Here is a 24260-nt window from a genome sequence, read left to right as displayed (position 1 = left end):
CTGCGGTGTGTGTATTCCACGCTCGACCTGTTAGCCAAAGGCCGATAATAACTTTCACAGAAGTCCAATCGGACCTCGATTCAAATGTTTGGAAGTTGGTTTGTCGGGATTGTTCATCACATTCGAAGGCGGCGAAGGAGCGGGAAAATCAACGCAGATTGCGTTGTTGGCCAAGCGCCTGCGGGTAAGCGGCTTTGATCCAGTCATCACGCGAGAACCGGGCGGCTCTCCTGGTGCGGAAGCAATTCGCCACGTCATATTGAGCGGCAATGCGGAGAACTATGGTCCAGCAATGGAGGCACTGCTGTTTGCTGCTGCAAGAGCAGACCATGTGGACCAGCTTATCCGCCCGGCTCTGAATGAAGGACGGGTGGTTCTTTGTGACCGTTTCATCGACTCAAGTCGTGCATATCAGGGCGTTACTGGAAATCTAGACAACACCTATATGGCGGCGGTGGAGCGCATTGCCATCGACGGTACTATGCCGGACATTACAATCATTCTTGATATTTCCGCAGAGAAGGGGTTGTTTCGTGCCGGCAAAAGGCGTGGCAGTGAAAATGCGGATCGGTTTGAGAAGGAAGATATTGCGGTACATGAGGCGCGACGACAGGCTTTTCTCGCAATTGCTGAAGCGGAACCCGATCGCTGCAAGATAATCGACGCTGACCGCCCGCAAGACGCGATTGCGGACGATATCGCAAAAGAAGTCGATAATGTTCTGAGAGAAAGGGGGCTGTTGTGATTGAGGAACTCGATGTCCCTAAAGCTTATGATTCTATAGAAGGTGTGCCTGCACCATCTGCGAGCGACTATGTTGCCGGCCACCAGGAGATCTCTGACTTTCTGGCGCAGACTTATCGCGAAGGCCGTATGCATCATGCGCTGCTTTTTGAAGGTGTACAGGGAATCGGTAAGGCAACGCTCGCGTTTCACTTAGCAGGTCATATGCTGGCGCATGGAAATAATGACGATGCACCGGAACATATTACTGCACCGGATTTTGCCAAGCCGTTATGGCGGCAGATAGCTGGCGGCATGCATCCCGCTGTTTTGCATATCAATCGTCCATTTGATCAGAAAACCGGGAAGTTCAAAACGGGTATTCCGGTAGAGGAAATCCGCCGCGTCACGCATTTTTTGACCAGAACGGCATCAGACCACGCTTGGCGTATCGTAATTGTCGACCCTGCCGACGATATGAACCGCAACGCTGCCAATGCACTCCTGAAAACTCTGGAGGAGCCTCCTGCACGAGCGCTCTTTATCCTGATTTCACATTCCGCAGGTCGCTTGCTCCCGACAATCCGCTCACGCTGCCAGAGCATCAGCTTCAAACCGCTCGACGAAAGTGCATTGACCGATGCCTTGGCGCATGTCGGCCCTTGTATTGGAATGGATGCTGATGCCATAACGAAAACGCTGTTTCAGCGATCGGAAGGCAGCGTGCGTAAGGCACTTTTGCTGGTCGCTAATGGCGGCATCGAAATCGCCGACACAGTCGATTCCCTTCTTGAAGGACAAAATTTCGATTTGCCGAAAGCACAGGCGCTTGGTGGGATATTGAATGGTCGCGAGGCGGAGGTTCAGTATGAGCTGTTCCGAGACCATCTGCTGGGCCGCGTTGCAGCCGAAGCTCGTCGTCTTGCGGAGGCAGGAAAACTGCGTGATGCGGACCGCTGGTCGCGATTCTGGACCGATCTCGTGCGCGAAGCCGTCGATGCCGAAACCTATAATCTCGACCGTCGGCAAGCTGTTGTAATTCTCTTGCAGAAAACGCATCGCGCTTTTTATTCCGGTGTACCCTCGCTTGCGTGACATGACCGCTGACTTGCGTTATGTCACCGCTGATAATTTGTCTCTTGGTGTGTCTGCAAATCACCCAGGCGCACTTTCAAACTTCGAAAGACCGGGTCCATAATGAGCCGCGAAAAATATTACATCACAACCGCGATTGCTTATCCGAACGGAAAGCCGCACATCGGTCATGCGTATGAATTAATCGCGACCGATGCAATGGCGCGTTTTCAGCGCCTGAACGGCAGGGATGTTTTCTTTCTGACCGGCACGGACGAACATGGTATCAAGATGTTGCAGAGCGCGCGCAAAGAAGGCATCACGCCGCGTGAGCTTGCAGACCGCAATACCACTGCGTTCAGGCAGATGGCCGATGTGCTGAACAGCTCGCATGACGACTACATTCGAACATCGGAAGAGCGTCATTACAAGGCTAGTCAGGCTATCTGGAAAGCGATGGCTGATAATGGTGATATCTACAAGAGTGGATATGCCGGTTGGTACTCCGTGCGTGACGAAGCCTATTACGGCGAAGAGGAAACGGAAGTTCGCGAGGACAACGTTCGCTACGGCCCGCAGGGGACGCCCGTCGAATGGGTTGAGGAGGAAAGTTATTTCTTTCGTCTCTCAGCTTATCAGGACAAACTGCTCGATCTTTACGAGAAGAATCCGGGCTTTGTCATGCCTGCGGAGCGCCGCAACGAGATTGTAAGCTTCGTCAAGTCTGGTCTGAAGGATCTGTCGATTTCGCGCACGACCTTCGACTGGGGCATTCCGGTGCCTGGCGATGAAAAGCATGTCATGTATGTCTGGGTCGACGCTCTAACCAACTATATTACGGCTCTCGGCTATCCCGACACTTCGGACATGAAATGGCGCTATTGGCCTGCCGATGCACATATCATCGGCAAGGATATTTCCCGCTTTCACGCTGTTTATTGGCCCGCATTCCTGATGTCGGCTGGTATACCGTTACCGAAGCGGGTTTTCGCACATGGCTTCCTGTTCAATCGCGGCGAGAAAATGTCGAAGTCCCTCGGCAACGTGATTGATCCGTTCGGTCTGGTTGAGCGTTACGGACTGGATCAGCTTCGTTACTTCCTAATGCGTGAAGTGCCATTCGGTCAGGACGGCAGCTATAGCCATGACGCTATCGTCAACCGTACGAACGCTGACCTGGCAAACGATCTCGGTAATCTGGCGCAACGTTCCCTGTCGATGATCGCCAAAAACTGTGAGGGCAAGGTTCCGGTTCCGGGTGAATTCGCCGACGCAGATAAAGCCATTCTTGATCAGGCCGACGCGGCGCTCGAAATGGCGCGTAAGGCTATGGACGACCAGGCGCTTCATCTCGCGCTCGCCGCGATCTTCGGCGTTGTCGCGGAAGCCAATCGCTATTTCGCAGGGCAGGAACCTTGGGCGTTGCGCAAGACCGATCCGGCGCGCATGGGCACTGTGCTCTACGTGACGGCTGAAGTCATTCGCCGTGTTGGCATCATGGTGCAGCCTTTTATCCCGCAATCGGCAGAAAAGTTGCTCGATATTCTGGCTATCCCTGCCGGGAAGCGCCAGTTCACTGACGTAACGGCAAGCCAGCTCGTCGGCGGCACCAATCTGCCAGCTCCACAGCCGGTTTTCCCACGCTATGTGGAAACGGAAGAGCAGAACTGAGTTCAATGATGCTTGTCGATAGCCATTGTCACCTTGACTTTGCCGATTTCGAGCCCGAGCGCGATGCTGTTGTGCAGCGCGCGCTTGACGCCGGGATAAAGCGTATGGTGACGATCTCCACGCGGGTGCGCAAATTCGATACGATCCGCGCCATCGCGGACGCCTATGACTCCGTCTATTGCTCTGTTGGTACTCATCCCAATAACGCGCATGAAGAACTGGACATTACGGCTGACGATCTCGTGCGTCTCTCGGAGCATCCGAAGGTTGTTGCCATAGGCGAGGCGGGTCTCGATTATCACTACGACTATGCCCCTCCGGAAGCACAGCGCCGGGGTTTTCTGGTTCACATTGAAGCCGCGCGTCGGACGCAACTACCGCTTGTCATTCATGCGCGTAGCGCAGATGACGATATGGCGAAAATTCTGGAACAGGAAACCGCGAAGGGCGCTTTCCCTTTCATTCTCCATTGCTTTTCCTCCGGGCGAGCATTGGCTGAAAAAGGCATTGAGCTGGGCGGGTATATTTCTTTTTCCGGCATTCTGACTTTCAAGAACTCGCCGGAAATCCGCGAAATAGCGACCATCGTTCCGCGTGACCGCCTGTTGGTTGAGACTGATGCGCCATTTCTTGCTCCGTTACCACATCGCGGTAAGCGTAATGAGCCGTCTTTCGTGCAGCATACCGCTGCCATGCTTGCCGAGACGATTGGCGTGAGCAATGATGAAGTCGCGCGTATCACGAGCGACAACGTGTTCAGGCTGTTTTCCAAAATGCCTCGCCCTTCTTCAGAGGAAGTTTGAGCGTGGCTTCTCCCCGAAATTGTCTGCGTTTCACGGTTCTTGGCTGCGGGTCGTCTCCCGGCGTGCCGCGCATCAATGGTGATTGGGGCAGTTGCGATCCGAAGAACCCGAAAAACCGTCGCCGTCGCGCATCGCTTCTGGTTGAACGATTTGATGATGCTGGTAAAGGCACGACGGTCGTGATCGATACTGGGCCGGATTTCCGTGCGCAGATGATCGATGCAGGCGCACACAGCCTTGATGCGGCCGTCTATACCCATCCGCATGCAGACCATATTCACGGCATCGATGATCTTCGCACATATGTCGTTGAAAACCGTCGCCTTATGGATGTCTATGCCAATCGGCTGACGCGTAACCGGCTTTTCGAGGCATTCGGCTATTGTTTTGAAACACCTGTCGGATCTAATTATCCACCGATCCTCAGTATTCACGATATAGCTCCCGAGACGCCGTTCGTCATAACAGGAGCGGGCGGCCCGATCCGTTTCGAGCCGTTTAGCCAAGTACACGGCGATATTGAATCGCTCGGCTTTCGCATTGGAACCGTTGTATACTGCACGGACGTTAGTGCATTTCCTGAACAAAGCCTCAAACATTTGGGTGAGGCTGAAGTACTCATCATCGACGCACTGCAATATCGTCCGCATCCAAGCCATTTTTCGCTTGGCGAAGCGCTCGAATGGATCGAGAAGCTGACGCCGAGGCGTGCCATTCTCACGCATATGCATGTCCCGCTCGATTATGAGACTGTCCTGCGTGAGACCCCGGATAATGTCGAGCCCGGATACGATGGGCTCAGATTTGAGATTCCGCTTTAAGCTTCGAGCTTGCAATGAAAAAAAACCGCGATGAGATCATCGCGGTTTTTTCATTTTAAAGTTCTGTGGTTTAACCAATGGCACCCTTGGCCGGGAAGGGCATCACATTGCTGCCCTCGACAATTTTGGTTGCCTTGTCTTCCAGCTTGAGACCGCCTGCACGCAAAAGGTCGGTAAAGCGACCACCACGTGCGGCCAGTTCATCGAAGCTGCCGCTCTCGACCAAATGACCCTTATCCATGAAAAGGACCAGATCGGCTGAACGAACCGTCGAAAGACGATGCGCGATGATGAAGGTCGTGCGGTCGTGGCTGAGGTCGTCAACGGCCTGCTTCACCTTCTCTTCAGTTTCGACATCAAGAGCACTTGTCGCTTCATCGAGAACGAGGATAGGTGAATCTTTCAGAATTGCTCGTGCGATTGCGAGGCGCTGGCGTTCGCCGCCTGAAAGCTGGGAGCCGCGTTCCCCCACAACCGTATCATAGCCATCGCTCTTGGCCAGAATAAAGTCATGGGCTGCCGCTGCACGTGCTGCGGCGTGCACTTCCTCGTGCGTGGCACTTTCACGCCCCACACGAATATTCTCCACAACCGAACGATTGAACAGACCAGCATCCTGAAAGACGGTTGCAATGGCATCGCGCAACGAGCGACGGCTGACGGTACGCGTATCAGTGCCATCGATTGTTATGCGACCAGCTGCGGGATCGAAGACGCGCTGCAACAGATTGATGAGCGTGGTCTTGCCCGCACCAGTTGGACCAACGATAGCGACCGTTTGTCCCGGCTTGATTTCGAAGGACACGTCGTAGACTCCTTGGCCGGAATTCGGGAATTCGAAAGTCACATTGTCAAAAACGATATCGCCCTTAACGTCAGTAAGGTCTGAAACGCCTTGCGGTTCCTGGCGGTCTGCTGTGGCGTCTTCCATTTGAAAGAATTCTTCAAGCTTGGCACGTGCCGTAACCGTCTGATTGATGAAGGCACTAATCTGATCAAGACGACCGATCATCAGCTGCGCAAAGCCGATAAAAGCAATCACATCACCAACGCGCATCTGGCCTTTGGTAACGAAGTAAGCACCGAGCACGAGAACAACCACCATCGAGAAGGTCGATGCCATGCGGTTCAGGCCATTGGCGAGCGCCCACCAGTTAAGGACAGGGAACTGCGCCTTCTCAAGGTTTTTGGCATAGTCGCGCAGGGACTGTGTTTCCGAAGCGATACGATTGTAGCTCTGCACGACTGAGACATTGCTGATCGTGTCGCTGACATGTTCAAACAGCTTGTGGTGGTGCTTTTCGACAGCCGTCTGACCGTCCTTGGTCTTACGCATCACAAGTTGGCCGATCATCACATAGATGATGCCAAGAACAATAAGCACCAGCGACATGCGCATATCCATGTTCATGGCAACCGGGATAAGGGTCGCCAAAGCGACGATTGTCGTAAGATGCTGGCGCATGAATTCGAGCCAAAGCGTAAAAAGCGAGTCCGTTGCACGGATCAGTGTGTGGAGTGCGTTGGATGTGCCGCGCTTCTGGTGCCACGAAAGCGGCATCGTGATCAGACGCTCATAGGAATCGATCATCACGCCCAGACGGCGACGATGCGCGAGACGATCAGCTCCGCGTGCCACAAAGACTGCGGCAACGATGTTAAAACCACCGAGCGCAGCCCACATCGCAAGAGGCGAGAAAATATCCCCCTTGTCAGAGATAGCCTGAATGACCCGACCAAACAGAATTGGCTCGGCAAGGGTAACCAAGGCAACCAGGACGCTAGCGACACACATGGTGATCGTTGCAGTCTTTTCGACCGCAAGGTATTCCATGGCTCGCCAGTAGATTTTGAGCAATGACACTTTGGCACTCCCGCTCGTTCTATTTCACGGGACTAAATGGTACAGCCCCTTTGTTCTATCAATATCTGATGGCGGCAAGAAGTGGCGATTGGGTGTCAAGATCGACCATAAATTAAGAACGTGTGTAACCGAGTGTGAAGACTCGGCAGTCGGAACTGCATTCTTTCGAGAAAGCTGAAATGAATTCAGTAAATGCGGCCAAATTGCAGTTTCTTGGGAATTCTGCCTAGCAATCCTAGAAACTCGCGTCTATTGACAGGACTAAATGATCGGCGCGCGCGTACGCACCGTAACAATAAGAGTTGATCGGGTTTTCCCATGGCAGGCGTTGAACAGAAGATTGTGGATACAGGCGAGGCGGGCATGCGGCTCGATCGCTGGTTCAAGGTGCATTTTCCGGGGCTGGGTTTCGGCCATCTGCAGAAACTTCTGCGGTCAGGGCAGGTTCGTATCGACGGCTCGAGGGCCAAAGCGGATACGCGCGTACAAGCCGGGCAGACAATTCGTGTTCCACCTCTTGGCGTCGACGAAAAGGCCGCCGGACCGGTTACGGCGCGTACAATCCGTAGCCAGCAGGACGGCGACGTGCTTTCACAGATGCTTCTCTACGAAGACCCGAAGGTATACGTATTCAACAAGCCTGCGGGCCTTGCCGTGCAGGGCGGCTCAGGCGTATCGAGACATGTTGACGGTATGCTGGAGGCATGGCGCAACAAGAAGGGCGAAAAGCCGCGTCTCGTGCATCGTATCGACCGCGACACATCGGGTGTGCTGGTTGTTGCGCGCACGCGTGGCGCAGCACAGGCGTTGACCGCCGCCTTCCGTGAGCGGGACACCAAGAAGACCTATTGGGCTTTGGTCAAAGGTGTTCCTCGCAAGCGCGAGGACAAGATTTCCACATGGCTGGTCAGGGAACAGACGCCGGATGGCGACAAGATGCGGGTCTGTCAGCACGGCGAGCCGGATTCCGATCATGCTGTCTCGTACTATCGCATTATTGAGAAAGCAGGGAATAACCTGACCTGGCTCGAGATGGAACCTTATACTGGCAGAACCCACCAGTTGCGCGTCCATGCGGCCTATATTGGCCATCCCATTATCGGTGATCCCAAATATTTTGAAGCTGACCAGAATTGGGAGTTTCCCGGTGGGATACAAAAGCGGTTGCATCTTCATGCGCGCCGTATTCGCATTCCGAACCCGTCGGGCGGCATTATCGATGTGACTGCGCCATTGCCGCCGCATATGGTTCAGTCTTGGAACTTGCTTGGTTTTGACGAGGAAAGTGCGGAACATTAAAAATGTCAGGCGAAGCGGGGGGATCGTCCACAGGGCGAGTTTCGTTCGATGGGCTGGCCATTATGCTGGTCATGTTCATCATGTTCAGCTGGGGACTCAATCAGGTTGCCATAAAGATAGGCAATCGAGGGTTCAATCCCATGCTGATGGCTGCGGGGCGCGCTGCGCTCGGCGGCATATGCGTTTTTCTCTGGTGTTATTGGCGTCACATCCCGCTTTTCAAACGTGATGGCACGCTATGGGCCGGGATTGCCGCTGGTCTTCTATTCGGAACAGAGTTCGTTCTGATTTTTCTGGCGATGGAACTGACGAGCGTGGGGCGTGTCACACTGATGATGAACGTGATGCCGTTCTGGGTCGCTATCGGCAGTCACTTCCTTTTGGGGGAGCGAATGTCCATTCGCGCATTCATTGGGATGTGCATCGCGTTTATGGGCGTTTTTCTCGTCTTTTCGGATCATGCCAGTCGACCTGGACCACATGCGATCTACGGCGATATGCTTGCGCTGGTGTCGGGTATATTGTGGGGACTGACTACGCTGGTCATCAAGCGAACGCGGCTTGCCTATACCGCTCCAGAAAAGACGCTTCTCTATCAACTGGTAGTCGCTGCTCTAGTGCCTCTGCCATTCATTGCGTTGAGCGGTCCATTGCTTCGCAGTCCAGATGTACTGTCCATATCTGCCTTCCTCTTTCAATCTATATTCGTCGTGGCTTTTACCTATCCACTCTGGTTCTGGATGGTACGCCGGTATCCTGCGTCGAAACTTTCGAATTTCGCCTTCCTTACGCCTGCTTTTGGCGTGTTATTGAGCGGTCTCATCCTGAGTGAGCCCCTGAGCTGGAAAATCTTCGCAGCTCTCGCGCTGATCGGTTGCGGACTGATGATCATCAACAAGCCGGCAAAGGTCTCCAACGCCCGATGAAACTTGTACTCTTCGATTGCGACGGTACGCTGGTCGACAGTGGTGATTTCATTCACAGGTGCATGGCAACCAGTTTCGCTGACGCTGGTCTGGAATCACCCGCTATTGAGGAAACACATTCGATCATCGGATTGTCGCTGCATCTCGCTATAGCGAAACTTTTGAAGCGCGAACCGGATGAGCAGGTGCATTGGCTAACGCAACGCTACAAAGAAAATTTTGTGATGTTGCGACAGGCCCCTGATTTTGCAGAGCCGCTCTACGACGGAATTCTGTCGCTTCTGACCGATCTTGGGGCGAGGGACGACCTTCTGCTTGGCATCGTGACCGGAAAGTCCCAGCGCGGTGTGCGCTCTGTTTTCGAACGCCATGGTATCGGGCATCATTTTGTGGTGATGCGTACCGCCGACGACTGTCCGTCGAAGCCGCATCCGGCCATGGTGCTCGAATCCTGCTCGGAAATGGGGATAGAACCGAGCCGGACGATTGTTATTGGCGATGCCGTTTATGATATGCAGATGGCTCGGTCAGCCGGTGCTATGGCGGCGGGCGTTTCCTGGGGTTATCATAACCGGGAGGGGCTGATAGAAGCTGGTGCCCATCACATTCTGGAGGCGCCTTCCGATCTCCATGCATTGCTGCAAGGTATGGACGAACAGGTTCTCTAGTTTTTGAACCTTCCACCAATCAGCGATACTGAACTGGACAAGTCTATGCGTGATATTTTGAGTGATCTTGAAGCGGGAAAGCTGCTTTCCGATGAGAATCCTATCGTACGAGCTCAAAAGCAGATGCTTGCGCAGCTGCCCAAACGTTTCTACGGAAAAGCGGAAGTCGCGGAAGTCGAAGGTGGCTTTGCCGTCTATCTGGATGGTCGCCCGGTCAAGACGCCGGCGCGCAATCTACTGTTACTGCCGACCGCGACAGCAGCTCAGATCGTTGCGGATGAATTCACTGCTCAGGAGAAGGTCATCGATCCGGGAAAGATGCCCGCAACCCGTCTGGTGAATACAGCGATTGACGGAATTGCGCAGGACCCACAAGCGGTTTTCGAGGATATTCTGCGTTTCGCAGGTACGGATATGCTTTGCTATCGTGCTGATAGTCCGCAGGAACTTGTTTCTCGACAGACTCAGCAATGGGACCCGCTAATCGACTGGATGGAAAACCTTGGTGCGCGGTTTTCGCTTGCGGAAGGTGTAATGCACATCGAGCAGCCACGAGAAGCGATAGCCGCATTCGGCGTTCATCTAGCTGGTTTCAAAAATCCAATTGCGCTGGCGTCGTTGCATACTATGACGACGCTCACAGGGTCGGCGATCATTGCGCTTGCTATCGCTAAGGGTGAAGTTACAGTTGAAAAAGGCTGGAAACTTGCTCACCTTGATGAGGATTGGACCATCGAACATTGGGGTGCAGATGCGGAAGCCGCCGAGCGAAGAAAGAAGCGCGAAATCGAGATGATGATGGCGGCACGCGTGCTTGAAGCACTTTAAGTATCAGAACTATCGTATTGGAATAATAATGAAACCCCGGCAATGCTGGGGTTTCATTTGGCGCGCGCAATCATAAGATGTTGCGCGTCGTTCCCCTCGGTGACAGCAAAAGAAAGTGCGCGGACGGATTAGCGTCCGCGCCATTTTCCTTAGACCGAATAATACATGTCGTACTCGACCGGATGCGGTGTCGTTTCGTAACGCATCACTTCGGCCATCTTGAGCTCAATGAAGCTGTCGATCTGATCATCGTCGAACACACCACCGGCCTTCAGGAACTCGCGGTCCTTATCGAGTGACTGCAGAGCCTCACGCAGCGAGCCGCACACGGTCGGGATCTTCTTCAGTTCCTTGGCTGGTAGATCATAGAGGTCCTTGTCCATGGCTTGACCCGGATGAATCTTGTTCTTGATACCGTCAAGACCAGCCATCAGCAGCGCAGCAAAGCACAGATACGGGTTGGCCGCCGGGTCAGGGAAGCGAACTTCCAGACGCTTGGATTTTGGTGAATTGCCGAACGGGATACGGCAGGAAGCCGAGCGGTTTCGGGCCGAGTAAGCGAGAAGGACTGGAGCCTCGTAACCCGGCACCAAACGCTTGTATGAGTTGGTTGACGGGTTGGTGAATGCATTCACTGCCTTGGCATGTTTGATCACGCCGCCGATAAAATAGAGGCAGTTTTCCGACAAGCCGGCATATTCGTTGCCGGCAAAAGTAGGCTTGCCTTCTTTCCAGATCGAGAAGTGGACATGCATGCCAGAACCGTTGTCACCGAAAATTGGCTTTGGCATGAAGGTTGCGGTCTTGCCGTAGGCATTGGCAACCTGATGCACGACATACTTGTAAATCTGCATCTTATCGGCGTTGCGGACCAGTGTGTCAAATTTCACGCCGAGTTCGTGCTGCGCGGAAGCCACTTCATGGTGATGCTTTTCAACCGTGACGCCCATTTCGGTCAGGACAGTGAGCATTTCCGAGCGCATATCCTGTGCGCTGTCGATTGGCGGAACTGGGAAGTAGCCACCCTTAACGCGTGGACGGTGGCCGAGGTTGCCGGTCTCATATTCGGTATCGTCATTCGACGGCAGTTCGGTCGAGTCGAGCTTGAAGCCTGTGTTATATGGATCGGCCTTGTACTTCACGTCGTCGAAGACAAAGAACTCCGCTTCCGGGCCGACATAGACGGTGTCGCCGATACCGAGTGACTTCATGTAGGCTTCGGCCTTCTTTGCGGTCGTGCGCGGATCACGTCCATAAGGTTCACCGGAGATCGGGTCAAGAATATCGCACAGAATGACGAGAGTTGACTGAGCGAAGAACGGATCGATATGCGCAGTCGTCGGGTCCGGCATCAGAACCATGTCGGATTCGTTGATGGCTTTCCAGCCAGCGATTGAAGAGCCGTCGAACATTACACCGTCGACAAACATGTCTTCGTCAACGAGGCCGACGTCCATCGTAACGTGCTGCAGCTTGCCCTTCGGATCTGTGAAACGAAGGTCGACGAACTTGACGTCGTTGTCTTTGATTTGTTTGAGAATATCGTTGGCAGTCGTCATTTTAATTCCCTGTTTGCACGACGATGGGTTGTATGCGGGTATTATCAGATGGCATCCACGCCGGATTCGCCGGTACGGATGCGGATAACTTCTTCGATGTTAGAGACGAAAATCTTGCCGTCGCCGATACGACCCGTCTGGGCAGCCTTGCGGATGGCATCGATGGCACCGTCCACGGTTTCGTCTGCAACGATGACTTCAACTTTCACCTTGGGAAGAAAGTCGACGACATACTCGGCGCCGCGGTAAAGCTCGGTATGACCTTTCTGTCGTCCAAAGCCCTTGGCTTCGATGACAGTGATACCCTGCAAACCGACTTCCTGAAGGGCTTCCTTCACTTCATCCAGCTTAAAGGGCTTAATGATAGCTTCGATCTTTTTCATCAGAGAATGGTCTCCGCTCTTCTTCGGAAATGGGCATTGTGCCCGCTTCGTTTATAGAGAAGCATGAAGTGTGCCAGTTTGAAGTGGGTGTCAAAATTTTCTTCAACTTCCTTCATCTGGAAGCAGAGTGGCACTATTCATAACGCTTGTGCAAGCGGGACTCTGACGACCGAGGTGAAATAGGCATTATCGCCCATGTTATCCTGTCTAAAAATTAGTCACCCTGCATCAAAAGAGGGCAGGCTTGCATAAAGTGCCGTGCCGCGTATTTAATCAAATCGACAAGCCTTATTGAAAAGGTACGCGATGTACGAGTTGCTGACCCCGCAGGAAATGGCAAGAGCAGATCGCCAGACCATAGAGACTGGTATCAAGGATGGATTTTCGCTGATGCTCGCCGCAGGTCGTGCAGTTGCGGAAGTCGCGCAACGGATGCTTCAGCACAACGCACCTGTCGCTGTTCTATGCGGACCGGGCAATAACGGCGGCGATGGTTACGTTGCGGCGCAGTTTCTGCTGGAAGCAGGTTTGGAAGTTGTGTGTTTCGCATCGGCTCCCCCTCGAAAAGGTTCGGATGCTATGCGTGCATCACTTTTCTATAAAGGGTCCGTGTCCAATCTTGGCGAGTTTTCGGTCGCGAGTTTCGGCGGCGTAATTGATGCTCTATTCGGCGCGGGGTTGGCTCGGAACATTCATGGTGCAGAAGCTATCGCGATTGACGCAGTGAATGCGTCCGATGTACCAGTTGTGGCCGTTGACTTGCCAAGCGGCATATGTGGTGAAAGCGGCGATATCCTTGGAACGGCGATCCGCGCACGTGCGACAGTTACATTCTATCGTAAGAAGCCGGGCCATCTCTTGCAACCGGGAAGGGCACATTGCGGTGTTCTCCATGTCGCAGATATCGGTATCCCTGATCACATACTCACCGGGATTGAACCGCATGTCTTCGAGAATGCTCCGGCGCTTTGGGAAAGTACCCTGCCGGTGCCAGACGTCAATTCTTATAAGTATAGTCGCGGTCATGCGGCGGTTTTCTCGGGCGGTGCTCATTCAACCGGTGCTGCACGCTTGTCAGCGCTCGCAGCGGCCCGTAGTGGAGCAGGTGCGGTAACGCTTCTGTCTCCGCCCGATGCGATGACGGTTAACGCCGCGCATCTCACCAGTATCATGCTTCGTGAAACACGTGGTTTGAGAGACATTCGTCAATTTTGTACTGAGCGGAAAGTCGCCGCAGCAGTTCTAGGTCCAGGGTACGGTAACCCGCTACTCGCGCGCGATCACGCCTTGTATCTTGCAGGCGGCGAAATAGAGGAATTTCACGGCCTGGTTCTGGATGCCGACGGCATTACGGCTTTTGAACAAAATCCAACCGAGCTTTTCGATAAGCGCCAAGGGGTCAAGACAGCACTCGTATTGACGCCGCATATAGGGGAGTTTCGCAGACTGTTTCCAGATATTGCAAACAACTCTGCTTCGAAAATTGAAAAGGCCCGTGAGGCTGCGAGGCGCGCTAATGCAGTCATTATATATAAGGGTCCCGATACCGTGATCGCCGAACCTGGCGGCGTGGCTGTTGTCAATGCCAACGGCACGCCCCTGCTTGCAACCGCAGGATCAGGTGATGTCTTGACAGGCATTGTCTGCGGTCTGCTCGCACAGGGGATGCCGGCATTCGCTGCTGCCTGTGCTTCGGTTTGGATGCATGCGGATGCCGCGCGCCGCTTCGGTCCCGGACTTATCGCGGAAGATCTGCCTGCGCAATTGCCCGTTGTTTTCTCAACGTTGCTACGCTCTCGTCGCAGTTAGCGACCGGATGTCTTGATGTTCCTGGTGCCGACGTCAACGGAGATACTGCCTGAGATTGTCACATCGGTATTGCCGACGCGAAAACTCTTCCAGTTGCCATCGGGCTTCTGATCGAGTTCGGGAGCAGGTGGCGAGGCGGCCACGATAGGTTTTTGCGGTTGTACCCCAGGCAGGCCGGGTGATCCGCCATCTGCAAGCGCTGTAGATATGATGGCTGAATAAGCTAAACCAACTACAAGAAAACGCTGCCTAATCATCTGCCGCTCTCCCTTTACACGAGATCGGTGACCGCATCGATTAGTTCTCCGGCCATTTCGAGAGTCAATTCGTCAAAATGTGAAATTATGCGGCTTGGATCGTAATGCTGTACAGGAAGGTCCGTATATCCAAAGTCTACGGCAACAACAGGAATGCCGGCCGCTTTTGCCGTATCGATATCTGTCCGGCTATCCCCGACCATGATGGCCCGTTCGCGATTGCCGCCGGCACGTGCGATGGTTTCAATGAGATGACGCGGATCAGGTTTGCGATAAGCAAATGTATCGGCTCCGCAGATTGCAGCAAATCGTCCGGCTTCACCCATGGAGGTCAAGAGTTTTACCGATAAAGCCTCGAATTTGTTCGTGCAAACGGCCAACTCGAAGCCGCTTGCCGCGAAGCGGTCCATTGCCTCCCGAACACCTGGGAAGAAAGATGAATGCCCCGGCATATTGTGGGCATAATGCTCACGGAATTCTTCGACCAGACTGTCGAGCTGCGCTTCGCTGGCCTGCTTTTGCTGTGCGGCGAATGCACGCTCGATCATCACGCGACCGCCTTGCCCTACGAATCTCCGCAACGATTCACGATCGGCGGTTTTCAGGCCCGATATTGCAAGGCAGTGATTAAGACTGTCGAGAAGGTCCGGCGCTGTATCGACAAGGGTTCCGTCGAGATCAAAGACGATGATAGGTTTGGAGTTGGCAGCAGACATTAGCTTCTCTTGCGCGATGGGAATACGGAATATCTATCTGATTGTCGCGTCCGGCTCAACCTTGCGATCAGGATGCGTTCTAAAAACCTAAATTCTGCGTCAAACATAGAATAGGCACTTTGTTGCGCTGCGTACGCATGCTAGAGGCGAACCGGACCACAAAGAGAATCCGCAGGGGAATATCGGGAATTCAAGTATGGACGAAGCTCGGAAGCTGAAAATCGCGGCAGCCGCAGAAGCGCTAACACACGTCAAGGACGGAATGCGTCTGGGGATTGGTACTGGTTCGACCGCCGAGGAATTTGTGCGACTGCTTGCCGACAAGGTAAGCGACGGCTTCAAGATTATTGGAGTGCCTACCTCCGAACGCACCGCAAAACTATGCAAGGATTTGGGAATTCCGCTCACAACACTTGATGAAACGCCTCATCTTGATCTGACCGTGGATGGCGCCGATGAAGTCGACACCTATCTTTCGCTCATCAAGGGCGGCGGTGGAGCGCTGCTTCGTGAAAAGATCGTAGCTGCCGCATCTGACGCAATGATCGTTATTGCAGACAGTTCAAAGGTGGTCGAAACACTGGGGCAGTTCCCATTGCCTGTAGAAGTCAATCGCTTCGGTCTCGGCGCCACGTTACGCGCGATTGAAGCAGCAGCTGCGAAGTGTGGTCTTGCAGGCCCGCTGGCAGTGCGTTTAAAAGATGACTCACCTTTCGTAACTGATGGTGGGCATTATATCGTGGATGCATCTTTTGGCCGCATTCCCGATCCAAAGACACTATCTGACGCTCTCTTCGCAATCCCCGGCGTTGTCGAGCACGGACTTTTCATCGGATTGGCGCGTGCGGCGGTGATTGCCGGTAACGATGGCATCCGCACCATGAACCGGTCTTGAACTGATTGAACGGAGTACTGTCCTTATGATCCCGGCAACTGGCTTTCGCCGTCTGATTGCACCGTTTTCCGCGCTCGTACTCATGTCGGGCATTCATGCGGCATCTGCACAGGAAATCACAGAAGCTCATCTCGAAGCTGCCCGTGCCGCAATTTCTGCAATTAACGCTACAGAGCAGTTCGATGAAATTCTGCCGAATGCTGCTCGCGCTCTGAAAGGTGAATTGATCCAGAAGGATCCGAACCTGGAAGCGCTCATCACAAAAACGGTTGATGACAAGGCTCTTGCTCTGGCTTCCCGCCGTGCAGATCTCGAAACCGAATCTGCACGCGTTTATGCAAAGGCCTTCTCGGAAGATGAACTGAAGGCCATTGCAGCATTCTATACGTCGCCTGCAGGCAAGAAGCTTCTGTCCGAAGGTCCGATTGTGACGCGTGAAGTCGTTAAGGCCGCCAATATCTGGCAGAATGGTATTGCCCGCGATCTGGCCACTGGCGTAGCTGAGGTTCTGGCCGCCCAGGCTGGAGCTGCCGCAGCACCGGCGCAACCTGCGCAGCAATAATTCATTGCAACAGAATGAATTTGAAAGCCCGGTCACTTGGCCGGGCTTTTCATTTTGCCTACATATTATCCAGCGTAATGTTTTATTGGAGATTCCGATGGTCGGCTTTGACTATGACCTTTTTGTTATCGGTGGTGGTTCCGGTGGTGTTCGGGCAGCGCGCCTAGCTGGGGCTATGGGTAAAAAGGTCGGCCTTGCGGAAGAGTATCGCATGGGTGGAACCTGCGTTATTCGCGGTTGCGTACCGAAGAAGCTCTTCGTTTATGCATCGCAGTTTCCTGAGCACTTTGATGATGCCGCAGGTTACGGTTGGGATGTTGGCGCATCAACATTCGACTGGAAAAAGCTGATCGATGCCAAGGACAAGGAGATTGCGCGGCTTGAGGGACTCTACACGAAGGGACTCCAGAATTCTGACGTCAAAATTTTCGCCAGTCGCGCTGAGTTGGTTGATGAGCACACCATCGAACTGAAGGATGATGGTCGTCGAGTCACAGCAGATCAGATACTGATCGCTACCGGCGGTCATCCGAGTATGCCTGAAACCATACCTGGGCACGAATTGTGCATCAGTTCCAACGAAGCTTTTCACTTAGCTGAGCTACCCAATGCGATTGCTATCGCAGGTGGCGGCTATATCGCTGTTGAGTTCGCAAATATCTTTCATGGTCTCGGCGTCGAAACGACCCTTGTCTATCGAGGTAAGGAAGTCCTCTCCCGCTTCGACCCGGACGTACGCCATCTTTTACACGAAACGATGGAAGCCAAGGGCATTCGCATTATTTGCGAAGCGGTTTTCGAGAAGATCGAAAAGCAGTCCGACGGAAGTTTGAAAATTTCGCTGAACAATGGTGAGACATTGGAAGTCGGTCAAGCAATGATGGCGATCGGGCGCAAAGCCAACACGACAGGTCTTGGGCTGGAGAGAGCTGGCGTCAACATGGACGAGCTTGGCGCAATTCCGGTTGATGATTATTCGCGCACCAACGTTGCGAATATCTGGGCTGTGGGGGATGTTACGAACCGTGTGCAGCTAACACCGGTGGCAATCCACGAAGCCATGTGCTTCCTCGAAACGGCTTTCAAGGGTAATCCTACCAAGCCCGATCATGAACTGATTGCGACGGCTGTATTCTCCCAGCCTGAAATCGGTACAGTTGGCTTGCCGGAAGATGAGGCTGCCAAGAAGTATCCGGAAATCGAGATCTACAGAGCGCTGTTCCGCCCGATGAAGAACACGCTTTCCGGTCGCAATGAGAAAATGCTGATGAAGCTCATCGTTGATGCCGCAAGCCGCAAGGTAGTTGGGGCTCACATCATGGGAGCGGATGCCGGCGAAATGGCTCAGCTTCTGGGTATTTCCCTCAAGGCTGGCGCCACCAAGGATGACTTCGACCGAACAATGGCGGTTCATCCGACAGCAGCCGAAGAACTGGTCACTATGTACAAGCCGACTTATCGTGTCGTGAATGGTAAGAAAGTCGACGGCTAAATCTTTCGCAATCGGTTTCCTCGCTTAACGAATATTGCTGGCATAAAATCTCTGCCTGCATTATATCAGCGCGACCACGCACGCTGGTTTTCCTAGGAAGGCTGTTATCTTTATCAGATGTTGGCTGTCCATATAGGAGTTCTGGTTTCCGTGTAAGGAGGATACAATCCGAGAGAAATCGAGCGGATAGAAGCAAACAGGTGCTCAAATGACGAAGAACTGGACCCCGCATTCCTGGAGAAATAAACCGATCAAGCAAGTGCCGTTTTATCCGGACGCACAGGCTTTGAACGATGTTGAGGCCCGTCTTCGCACCTATCCGCCACTGGTTTTTGCAGGTGAAGCGCGCAAGCTGAAACAACAGTTGGCCGAAGTGGCGGAGGGTAAGGCATTTCTGCTCCAGGGTGGCGATTGCGCCGAAAGCTTCGCCGAGCACGGCGCGGATAATATTCGCGACTTTTTCCGCGTCTTTCTTCAGATGGCTGTCGTGCTCACATTTGGTGCTTCGAAGCCAGTTGTAAAGGTAGGTCGCATTGCCGGTCAGTTCGCCAAGCCGCGTTCATCGGACATGGAAACGCTGAATGGCCTGGAACTGCCATCTTACCGTGGCGACATTATCAACGGTATTGAGTTTGACGCGGCTTCGCGCATTCCCGATCCGCAGCGTCAGGACATGGCGTACCGCCAATCGGCAGCGACGCTTAACCTGTTGCGTGCGTTCGCCCAAGGCGGCTACGCCAATCTGGAGAACGTTCATCAGTGGATGCTCGGATTCGTGGGCAAGAGTCCGCAGGCAGAACGTTATGCAGCTTTGGCGCAGCGTATTTCCGAAACCATGAACTTCATGCGAGCAATCGGCATCACGGCTGACAGTAATCATTCGCTTCGTGAAACCGATTTTTACACTAGCCATGAAGCTCTGCTTCTCGGCTATGAAGAAGCGCTGACCCGCGTGGACTCGACTTCCGGTGACTGGTACGGGACGTCTGGACACATGATCTGGATCGGTGATCGCACACGTCAGGCTGACCATGCGCATATCGAATACTGCCGTGGCATCAAGAATCCTCTTGGCCTCAAGTGCGGCCCGTCCCTGCAGCCGGATGATCTTATTCGTCTGATCGATCTTCTGAATCCAGAAAACGAAGCAGGACGACTGACACTGATTGCACGCTTCGGCTACGACAAAGTCGGCGATCACCTGCCGCAGCTTATTCGGGCCGTCGAGAAGGAAGGCCGCAAAGTCGTTTGGTCATGCGATCCGATGCATGGCAACACGATCACGGCCGGTGGCTACAAGACACGTCCGTTCGATCGCATCCTTAAGGAAGTAGAGTCCTTCTTCGCGATTCATCGCGCGGAAGGGACACATCCAGGCGGTATCCATGTCGAAATGACTGGCAAGAATGTGACGGAATGCACGGGCGGTGCGAGGGCAATCTCAGCAGAGGACCTGCATGACCGTTACCATACGCATTGCGATCCGCGCCTGAATGCCGATCAGGCGCTGGAACTGGCATTTCTGCTGGCTGAACTGCTCAAGAAGGAGCGTGACGCCAGCATTGACAAGCAGGCCGTGAGTGCCTGACTTGTTTCTAACGTTCTAAAGCTGGCAGGGTGGAGGTTTCGATCTCCGCCCTGTTGCATTTCGGGGAAACTCACCTATTGATTGCCGTATAACGGCAAGCGTCTGAGCGGTTGCACAAAGGACGCTTATGTTCTTTGAGTGTCCGCTTTGATTTTGAGCGACGCTGTAACCAGTTTGATTGAGGTTAATGATGCAGCGCATTTTCCTGGCTTTTCTGAATTCCATGCGAGCACTGAAATACCTCGCAGGACATGAAAAGGCGGTTCAACAGGAGTTGGTGCTGTTTGTTCTGTCTCTGCCGGTAGCTCTTTTACTTGCACCGACATGGCTCGCTTTCCTCTTCATGACCGGTTCGATCTTGTTCCTTATCCTCGTAGAGGTGTTAAATACCGGTATCGAGGCGACATGTGATGCCGTTTCGCGGGATTTTCATAAGGAAATTCAGATCGCTAAGGACTGCGGATCGCTCGCCGTCCTCATTTCCATCGTGTTCGTCGTCGTGGTCTGGGGCTATATCCTCTTCAAGACATATCTGGCGTGACAAACAAAGCGATCGATTGATTGCATCCGTTGCATTTGCTTGCCCAAGCGCGCTAAACCTTGGGCATGTTAGCCTCTCACGAGAATCTTGCCATGCTCCGTATTGCCATTGCGCAGCTTAATCCCGTTATGGGCGATATCGCCGGAAACCTTGCAAAGGCACGCGCGGCACGCGCTGAGGCCGCCAAGATGAAAGCCGATCTCGTTCTGTTTACAGAGCTGTTCATCTCCGGTTATCCGCCGGAAGATTTGGTTCTTAAGCCGTCTTTTCTTGCTGCATGCGAGAAAGCAGTACGTGAATTAGCTATTGAGACTGCTGATGGTGGGCCGGGCGTCGTCATCGGAACACCACTCAGCCGTGAAAGCGGACTGCATAACTCGATTGCAGTGCTTGATGGTGGCGAGATTATTGCTGAACGGTTCAAAGTCGACCTGCCGAATTATGGCGAATTCGACGAGAAACGTGTATTTCAGGCAGGTCCCATGCCGGGGCCAGTCAATTTCCGCGGCGTTCGCATCGGGATTCCCGTCTGTGAGGATATATGGGGTGAACTTGGCGTGGCGGAAACGCTGGCTGAGAGTGGCGCAGAAATTTTGCTCGTACCGAACGGTTCACCTTATCACCGTGCGAAGATGGACCGTCGCCATCAGATTGTCCTGAAGCAGGTGATCGAGACCGAATTGCCGATGGTCTATGCTAATCAGGTCGGCGGGCAGGACGAGCTTGTTTTTGATGGCGGATCGTTTGCTTTCAACGCTGATCGGTCGCTTTGTTTGCAAATGCCGCAATTCACGGAGCAGATCACGCTGACCGTCTGGCAAAAAAATAATGATGGGTGGCGCTGCGAAGAAGGAGAGAAAGCTCTGCTTCCAGAAGGGATCGAAGCTGATTATTCCGCGTGCATGCTGGGCCTTCGGGACTATGTGAACAAGAACAGTTTCAAGGATGTGGTGCTCGGGCTTTCCGGTGGCATTGACTCGGCAATCTGTGCTGCTTTGGGCGTCGACGCCTTGGGTAAGGATCGTGTTCGCTGCATTATGCTGCCTTACCGCTATACATCTGAGGAATCGCTGCAGGATGCTGCTGATTGCGCAAAAGCGCTCGGCGTTCGTTACGACATTGTACCAATCGCTGCACCGGTGGAGGGCTTTCTCGAGTCGCTGCATCCGCTGTTCGAGGGAACCGAGAGCGGTGTTACGGAAGAAAACCTGCAGAGCCGCGCACGCGGCACCATTCTGATGGCCGTTTCCAATAAGTTTGGTTCTATGGTTGTAACCACCGGTAACAAGTCCGAGATGTCAGTGGGCTATGCGACGCTTTATGGCGACATGAATGGCGGGTTCAATCCGATCAAGGATGTCTACAAGATGCAGGTCTATGCGATGTCGAAATGGCGCAACGGCCATATACCGCAAGGCGCGCTTGGTCCGTCGGGCGAGGTGATCCCGAACAACATCATTGCCAAGGCACCATCTGCCGAACTGCGTGAAAACCAGACGGATCAAGACAGCTTACCGCCTTATCCGGTGTTAGACGATATTCTTGAATGTCTTGTCGAAAACGAGATGAGCAACACCGAGATTGCAGCGCGCGGGCATCCGCTCGAAACTGTTCAACGGATCGAACATTTGCTCTATCTGGCTGAATATAAGCGCCGACAATCGGCACCCGGTGTAAAAATTACCAAGAAGAATTTCGGGCGTGATCGCCGCTACCCTATAACGAACCGCTTCCGCGACCGCTGAAAGACAATAAAATGACTGTTACCGTTCGTTTTGCTCCGTCACCGACGGGCTATATTCATATTGGCAATACGCGCACAGCGCTTACAAACTGGCTTTTCGCTCAGAAGAATGGCGGAAAATTCATTCTGCGCTATGACGACACCGATGTTGAACGCTCCCGGGAGGAATATGCGCAAGCAATTGCGGTCGATCTCGACTGGCTTGGTATCAAACCTGATCGTGTCGAGTATCAGTCGAAGCGTTTCGATGTCTACGGTAAGGCAGTGGAAAAACTCAAACAGGCCGGTTTGTTATATGCCTGCTATGAAACGGCGGATGAGCTGGAGCGCCGCCGCAAGCTACGTCTCGCGCGTCGCCTGCCGCCAGTATATGGTCGTGAAGGTTTGAAACTGACCCAGGATGAGAAGGCCGCTTTTGAGGCCGAGGGGCGCAAGCCACACTGGCGTTTCCTGTTGCCCAATTTCGAAACCGATCCATTCTATACCAAACGCACGGAGGTCCATTGGGACGATCTGGTTCGCGGCCCGCAGACTGTTGATCTGGCCTCAATGTCAGATCCGGTGTTGGTGCGCGAAGACGGTACTTATCTCTACACACTGCCATCGGTGGTGGATGACATCGATATGGGCGTCACGCATATCATTCGTGGCGACGACCATGTGACCAATACGGGCGTGCAGATTGCAATTTTCGAAGCCCTGGGGGCTACTGCTCCTGTTTTCGGGCATCACAATTTGCTGACAACAATTTCCGGCGAAGGGCTTTCAAAGCGAACTGGTGCTCTGTCTGTGGGATCATTGCGCGAAGCTGGTTTCGAGCCAATGGCTGTCGCATCGCTGGCGATTCTGATTGGTACCTCGGAAAGTGTATCGGCTGCGCCCAGTATGGAAAGCCTGGCCGAACGCTTCGATCTGGCTTCCATATCAAAGTCATCGGCAAAGTTTGATCCTGCGGAACTGGATACGCTCAATCGCGCCCTTCTGCACGAGATGCCGTTTTCAGAAGCCCAGCCACGTCTGGCGGACATGGGTATTTCCGGCGCGAAGGCTGAACCCTTCTGGTTGGCAGTACGAGGAAACCTCGACCGCTTCAAGGATGCTGGGCATTGGTGGTCTATCGTTGATGGCAACTTGCCAGAAAAGCCAGACTTATCAGATGCGGATCGCGCTTTTCTGAGAGAGGCTTTTGCTTTGCTGCCGTCTGCTCCTTGGGACCATGAAACGTGGAAAGTTTGGACCGAAGCGGTGAAGGTGGCAACGGGTCGTAAGGGCAAGAACCTTTTCATGCCATTAAGACTTGCACTTACTGGGCAGGCGCATGGTCCGGAACTGGCCGACTTGCTGGTGCTGATTGGTCCGGAAAGAACTTTGAGCCGACAACCCTGACATTCGCGTTCGCCGTATAAGGGCGTTCCACAGGCGCGATTGTTTCGTTAGGTGCAATTGGGGCAGATATTGTATCCGATGTATGCACCGCGGCCGATGACGTGTAATCGACTTTCTTTTCCTCGACAGGAGCATGAGTTTCATAGGCAGGCAGTGTAATCGTGCTGACCGTTTTGGCTGTCGCTTTGAGTTTATGCCGCGATACGTGGGCGGTTTTCGAATGATGTTTTCTGGGGGATACGACCCAAGAGGCCTTGCAGGATTTAACATATTTGGACGATGACGGATGTCCGGTAAGCGCCATATCCAGTTCATTGAGGCGTTCGCGCAATGCCTGTGTTTCAGTCATCAGTCTGTCTGTCCTGCTCAGCAATTTCGTGCACTGCGCTGATTTGACAGCGGGGGTAAACAAGCTGCCTACACAACGATCCTGAGCTAAGGTTTTTTTCAAGCGAGAAAGCTCTGCTGCTTTACGATCAAGGTCAGACTGGGTGACGAGGCGCTGTTTCTCAAGCTGCTTTTGTTCAGCAGGCGTGCACAAATCTTTGGATGGTATAGTTGTACAACCAGATAATACTCCACAAATTATCACAATCGCTGAGTAAATTAGCGATCTATGTGAAGTATGCAAATTGTAAGACATGATGACCT

The 24260-nt window shown here is 53.4% G+C and carries 23 protein-coding genes; 17 read left to right on the top strand and 6 right to left on the bottom strand.

Annotation, left to right across the window (positions count from 1 at the left end):
* The first annotated feature begins 100 nt into the window (after positions 1-100).
* From tmk to FJQ48_RS16210, 5 genes are all read left to right on the top strand, one after another.
* Positions 101-745 carry a dTMP kinase gene (tmk, locus tag FJQ48_RS16230; RefSeq protein ID WP_139975984.1) on the top strand — a complete coding sequence of 215 codons (645 nt, stop codon included), beginning with the start codon at positions 101-103 and terminating at the stop codon, positions 743-745.
* Positions 742-1818, top strand: coding sequence for a DNA polymerase III subunit delta' (locus FJQ48_RS16225; protein WP_139975983.1), 1077 nt, complete (start codon positions 742-744; stop codon positions 1816-1818). Before tmk ends, FJQ48_RS16225 begins: the two co-directional genes overlap by 4 nt.
* A 102-nt stretch (positions 1819-1920) precedes the next feature.
* Positions 1921-3468: a methionine--tRNA ligase gene (gene metG / locus FJQ48_RS16220; protein WP_139975982.1), complete on the top strand. Its 1548-nt coding sequence runs from the start codon at positions 1921-1923 to the stop codon at positions 3466-3468.
* Positions 3469-3476: 8 nt separating this feature from the next.
* The gene (locus tag FJQ48_RS16215) at positions 3477-4271 is read left to right on the top strand and encodes a TatD family hydrolase (protein ID WP_139976328.1); all 795 of its coding nucleotides are present in this window, start codon (positions 3477-3479) and stop codon (positions 4269-4271) included.
* Positions 4272-4273: 2 nt separating this feature from the next.
* Positions 4274-5092 (top strand): MBL fold metallo-hydrolase, encoded by an 819-nt coding sequence (locus FJQ48_RS16210; RefSeq protein ID WP_139975981.1) that lies wholly within the window; start codon positions 4274-4276, stop codon positions 5090-5092.
* Between the two features lie 70 nt (positions 5093-5162).
* Here FJQ48_RS16210 and FJQ48_RS16205 read toward each other — a convergent pair whose 3' ends face one another.
* Positions 5163-6956 carry a glucan ABC transporter ATP-binding protein/ permease gene (locus FJQ48_RS16205; RefSeq protein ID WP_139975980.1) on the bottom strand — a complete coding sequence of 598 codons (1794 nt, stop codon included), beginning with the start codon at positions 6954-6956 and terminating at the stop codon, positions 5163-5165.
* Between the two features lie 318 nt (positions 6957-7274).
* Between FJQ48_RS16205 and FJQ48_RS16200 the strand changes: the two genes are divergently transcribed.
* From FJQ48_RS16200 to FJQ48_RS16185, 4 genes are read left to right on the top strand one after another with little or no spacing between them, the layout of a single operon-like run.
* Positions 7275-8255, top strand: coding sequence for an RluA family pseudouridine synthase (locus FJQ48_RS16200; protein ID WP_139975979.1), 981 nt, complete (start codon positions 7275-7277; stop codon positions 8253-8255).
* 2 nt (positions 8256-8257) lie between these two features.
* Entirely contained in the window at positions 8258-9181 is a 924-nt protein-coding gene (locus FJQ48_RS16195) for a DMT family transporter (RefSeq protein WP_139975978.1), read from the top strand.
* Positions 9178-9849, top strand: coding sequence for an HAD-IA family hydrolase (locus FJQ48_RS16190; RefSeq protein WP_139975977.1), 672 nt, complete (start codon positions 9178-9180; stop codon positions 9847-9849). The genes FJQ48_RS16195 and FJQ48_RS16190 overlap by 4 nt, the downstream gene beginning before the upstream one ends.
* A 45-nt stretch (positions 9850-9894) precedes the next feature.
* Positions 9895-10677 (top strand): ATP12 family chaperone protein, encoded by a 783-nt coding sequence (locus FJQ48_RS16185; protein ID WP_139975976.1) that lies wholly within the window; start codon positions 9895-9897, stop codon positions 10675-10677.
* Between the two features lie 149 nt (positions 10678-10826).
* Here FJQ48_RS16185 and glnA read toward each other — a convergent pair whose 3' ends face one another.
* Positions 10827-12236, bottom strand: coding sequence for a type I glutamate--ammonia ligase (glnA, locus tag FJQ48_RS16180; RefSeq protein WP_139975975.1), 1410 nt, complete (start codon positions 12234-12236; stop codon positions 10827-10829).
* A 44-nt stretch (positions 12237-12280) separates the two neighbouring features.
* On the bottom strand, positions 12281-12619 hold the full coding sequence (locus FJQ48_RS16175; RefSeq protein WP_139975974.1) for a P-II family nitrogen regulator: 339 nt from the start codon (positions 12617-12619) through the stop codon (positions 12281-12283).
* Between the two features lie 306 nt (positions 12620-12925).
* Here FJQ48_RS16175 and FJQ48_RS16170 point away from each other — a divergent pair, with 306 nt between their 5' ends.
* The gene (locus FJQ48_RS16170) at positions 12926-14428 is read left to right on the top strand and encodes an NAD(P)H-hydrate dehydratase (RefSeq protein ID WP_139975973.1); all 1503 of its coding nucleotides are present in this window, start codon (positions 12926-12928) and stop codon (positions 14426-14428) included.
* On the opposite strand, the gene FJQ48_RS16165 is transcribed toward FJQ48_RS16170, so the two are convergent.
* Entirely contained in the window at positions 14425-14685 is a 261-nt protein-coding gene (locus tag FJQ48_RS16165) for a hypothetical protein (RefSeq protein WP_139975972.1), read from the bottom strand. The two genes, FJQ48_RS16170 and FJQ48_RS16165, sit on opposite strands and share 4 nt — an antisense overlap.
* 14 nt (positions 14686-14699) lie before the next feature.
* Positions 14700-15401 (bottom strand): HAD family hydrolase, encoded by a 702-nt coding sequence (locus tag FJQ48_RS16160; RefSeq protein WP_139975971.1) that lies wholly within the window; start codon positions 15399-15401, stop codon positions 14700-14702.
* 196 nt (positions 15402-15597) lie between these two features.
* Between FJQ48_RS16160 and rpiA the strand changes: the two genes are divergently transcribed.
* From rpiA to gltX, 7 genes are all read left to right on the top strand, one after another.
* Positions 15598-16296 carry a ribose-5-phosphate isomerase RpiA gene (gene rpiA, locus FJQ48_RS16155; protein WP_139975970.1) on the top strand — a complete coding sequence of 233 codons (699 nt, stop codon included), beginning with the start codon at positions 15598-15600 and terminating at the stop codon, positions 16294-16296.
* Positions 16297-16321: 25 nt separating this feature from the next.
* The gene (locus FJQ48_RS16150) at positions 16322-16858 is read left to right on the top strand and encodes a DUF2059 domain-containing protein (protein WP_139975969.1); all 537 of its coding nucleotides are present in this window, start codon (positions 16322-16324) and stop codon (positions 16856-16858) included.
* Between the two features lie 97 nt (positions 16859-16955).
* Positions 16956-18350 carry a glutathione-disulfide reductase gene (gene gor / locus FJQ48_RS16145; protein WP_139975968.1) on the top strand — a complete coding sequence of 465 codons (1395 nt, stop codon included), beginning with the start codon at positions 16956-16958 and terminating at the stop codon, positions 18348-18350.
* 208 nt (positions 18351-18558) lie between these two features.
* The gene (locus FJQ48_RS16140) at positions 18559-19938 is read left to right on the top strand and encodes a 3-deoxy-7-phosphoheptulonate synthase class II (RefSeq protein ID WP_139975967.1); all 1380 of its coding nucleotides are present in this window, start codon (positions 18559-18561) and stop codon (positions 19936-19938) included.
* A 190-nt stretch (positions 19939-20128) separates the two neighbouring features.
* Positions 20129-20479 (top strand): diacylglycerol kinase, encoded by a 351-nt coding sequence (locus FJQ48_RS16135; protein ID WP_139976327.1) that lies wholly within the window; start codon positions 20129-20131, stop codon positions 20477-20479.
* Positions 20480-20544: 65 nt separating this feature from the next.
* Positions 20545-22224 carry an NAD+ synthase gene (locus FJQ48_RS16130; RefSeq protein WP_139975966.1) on the top strand — a complete coding sequence of 560 codons (1680 nt, stop codon included), beginning with the start codon at positions 20545-20547 and terminating at the stop codon, positions 22222-22224.
* Positions 22225-22235: 11 nt separating this feature from the next.
* On the top strand, positions 22236-23609 hold the full coding sequence (gene gltX / locus FJQ48_RS16125) for a glutamate--tRNA ligase (RefSeq protein ID WP_139975965.1): 1374 nt from the start codon (positions 22236-22238) through the stop codon (positions 23607-23609).
* Here gltX and FJQ48_RS22595 read toward each other — a convergent pair.
* Positions 23527-24252 carry a hypothetical protein gene (locus FJQ48_RS22595; RefSeq protein ID WP_139975964.1) on the bottom strand — a complete coding sequence of 242 codons (726 nt, stop codon included), beginning with the start codon at positions 24250-24252 and terminating at the stop codon, positions 23527-23529. The two genes, gltX and FJQ48_RS22595, sit on opposite strands and share 83 nt — an antisense overlap.
* Between the last annotated feature and the right edge of the window lie 8 nt (positions 24253-24260).

The organism is Ochrobactrum sp. CGA5, assembly GCF_006345815.1.
In the GTDB taxonomy this organism is placed as follows: Bacteria; Pseudomonadota; Alphaproteobacteria; order Rhizobiales; family Rhizobiaceae; genus Brucella.
The sequence above is the reverse complement of the archived record's forward strand: the minus strand, read 5'-3'. Positions and strand labels throughout refer to the sequence as shown.

Coding starts and splice junctions, on each gene's coding strand:
- metG (WP_139975982.1), top strand. CDS start 1,921: ATGAGCCGCGAAAAATATTACATCACAACCGCGATTGCTTATCCGAAC.
- rpiA (WP_139975970.1), top strand. CDS start 15,598: ATGGACGAAGCTCGGAAGCTGAAAATCGCGGCAGCCGCAGAAGCGCTA.
- FJQ48_RS16130 (WP_139975966.1), top strand. CDS start 20,545: ATGTTAGCCTCTCACGAGAATCTTGCCATGCTCCGTATTGCCATTGCG.
- FJQ48_RS22595 (WP_139975964.1), bottom strand. CDS start 24,252: ATGTCTTACAATTTGCATACTTCACATAGATCGCTAATTTACTCAGCG.
- FJQ48_RS16160 (WP_139975971.1), bottom strand. CDS start 15,401: ATGTCTGCTGCCAACTCCAAACCTATCATCGTCTTTGATCTCGACGGA.
- gor (WP_139975968.1), top strand. CDS start 16,956: ATGGTCGGCTTTGACTATGACCTTTTTGTTATCGGTGGTGGTTCCGGT.
- FJQ48_RS16190 (WP_139975977.1), top strand. CDS start 9,178: ATGAAACTTGTACTCTTCGATTGCGACGGTACGCTGGTCGACAGTGGT.
- FJQ48_RS16140 (WP_139975967.1), top strand. CDS start 18,559: ATGACGAAGAACTGGACCCCGCATTCCTGGAGAAATAAACCGATCAAG.
- glnA (WP_139975975.1), bottom strand. CDS start 12,236: ATGACGACTGCCAACGATATTCTCAAACAAATCAAAGACAACGACGTC.
- FJQ48_RS16185 (WP_139975976.1), top strand. CDS start 9,895: ATGCGTGATATTTTGAGTGATCTTGAAGCGGGAAAGCTGCTTTCCGAT.
- FJQ48_RS16150 (WP_139975969.1), top strand. CDS start 16,322: ATGATCCCGGCAACTGGCTTTCGCCGTCTGATTGCACCGTTTTCCGCG.
- FJQ48_RS16200 (WP_139975979.1), top strand. CDS start 7,275: ATGGCAGGCGTTGAACAGAAGATTGTGGATACAGGCGAGGCGGGCATG.
- gltX (WP_139975965.1), top strand. CDS start 22,236: ATGACTGTTACCGTTCGTTTTGCTCCGTCACCGACGGGCTATATTCAT.
- FJQ48_RS16215 (WP_139976328.1), top strand. CDS start 3,477: ATGCTTGTCGATAGCCATTGTCACCTTGACTTTGCCGATTTCGAGCCC.
- FJQ48_RS16175 (WP_139975974.1), bottom strand. CDS start 12,619: ATGAAAAAGATCGAAGCTATCATTAAGCCCTTTAAGCTGGATGAAGTG.
- FJQ48_RS16170 (WP_139975973.1), top strand. CDS start 12,926: ATGTACGAGTTGCTGACCCCGCAGGAAATGGCAAGAGCAGATCGCCAG.
- FJQ48_RS16165 (WP_139975972.1), bottom strand. CDS start 14,685: ATGATTAGGCAGCGTTTTCTTGTAGTTGGTTTAGCTTATTCAGCCATC.
- FJQ48_RS16135 (WP_139976327.1), top strand. CDS start 20,129: ATGCAGCGCATTTTCCTGGCTTTTCTGAATTCCATGCGAGCACTGAAA.
- FJQ48_RS16195 (WP_139975978.1), top strand. CDS start 8,258: ATGTCAGGCGAAGCGGGGGGATCGTCCACAGGGCGAGTTTCGTTCGAT.